Source organism: Citrobacter sp. Awk 4, assembly GCF_028069725.1.
GTDB lineage: Bacteria > Pseudomonadota > Gammaproteobacteria > Enterobacterales > Enterobacteriaceae > Citrobacter_D.
This window is the reverse complement of sequence record NZ_JANEWG010000121.1, coordinates 1-1,218: the sequence shown is the minus strand read 5'-3', so window position 1 is coordinate 1,218 and position 1,218 is coordinate 1. Positions and strand designations below refer to the sequence as shown.

Here is a 1,218-nt window from a genome sequence, read left to right as displayed (position 1 = left end):
CCATTGACAATAGCACTATATTCTCTTGATGATTGAGATAACTTACCACCATACATATTCTGTATTTTTTCTTCATACGCTCTGGCTTTAGCGTTACAACTTGATAACCCCCAAGGATCAATCCACCCCAGCGGATTCGGCGCATACTGATAAAGATTCCACCCGCCGTTTAACCCAATCGGATCCTGAACAATAAACCGTCCGACCTGCGGGTCGTAGTAGCGGAACAGATTATAGTGAAGTCCGGTTTCGCTGTCTGCATACTGCCCGGTGTAGCGCAGGGGCTGATGGGCGAGGGCGGTGTGCTGCAACGCGCCGGTGAAGCCTGCCGTCTGATGCCGTACTTCACCGAAGCTGCCGTAATGACCACTCCAGCGTACGTTGCCGCGTACGTCGGTGACTTCCAGCGGTGCGCCGTTCAGGTCAGTGCTGAACCAGTAAATCTCCCCCTGTTTATCGTCGTGCAGATGGTCGATTCGCGCCAGCGGGCTCCACGCTTCGTTCGCGTCGTAAAGGTATGTGCTGCATTGCCCGCTGTCGTGCTGCTCCTGCAACAGGCGGTATCCCTGCCAGAGGAAGCGGGTTTTGTGGTGCCGTGTCTACTACTGGTGGGTACGACCAAACCGGTACTGTGCTCCGTCACTGTTAGTTTGATTGGTAATGAATTCTTACGAGATGTACGCCATCCCCAACATATCGAAACGCATTGTTGACAGATATATTATATCAATGACTTTAATATTAAAAATCCAGATAACCCCCTATAGCTTTTGAAGGCGAAGAATCTTCATTTATTGTAAGCTTTCCAATAAAGCTCTTGAAGTCATATGCAATCAATGTTAACCCCAAAATAATTTTCTCCGGATCAAACGTAGGGTCAGTCTCATGATCCCAAAACCATATACTTCCTTTTCTTTTCTCGTCCAAACAAAGACATATCTGGTTTCCTCCAGATGAGAAACCAATTGGGACAAATTTCATTTTGAAATCATCCCTATAAGTATTTATAGCTTCAAAAACAGTATAACCTGTATTTGTATTAATCAATCCGTAAAAGTATTCAATCGCATCAAACCCGTTTTTGTCCGCCCATGGGGATGGCACAATGCTTTTGAATGACACCATAGCATCAAATTGCACATTACTACCAAAATGAAATAGAAATTCACGATAGTCATTTGGTAATGTACCAGTTATTTTTTCAAGATCACCTAATAG

At 45.2% G+C, this 1,218-nt stretch carries 2 protein-coding genes; both read right to left on the bottom strand.

The features are described from left to right. The coding region (locus NNO04_RS22420) for an RHS repeat-associated core domain-containing protein (RefSeq protein WP_442870764.1) at window positions 1-554 on the bottom strand (554 nt) is incomplete at its 3' end. A 187-nt stretch (window positions 555-741) separates the two neighbouring features. Next, on the bottom strand, window positions 742-1,218 hold a 477-nt coding region (locus NNO04_RS22415; protein WP_271446519.1), incomplete at its 5' end, for an SMI1/KNR4 family protein.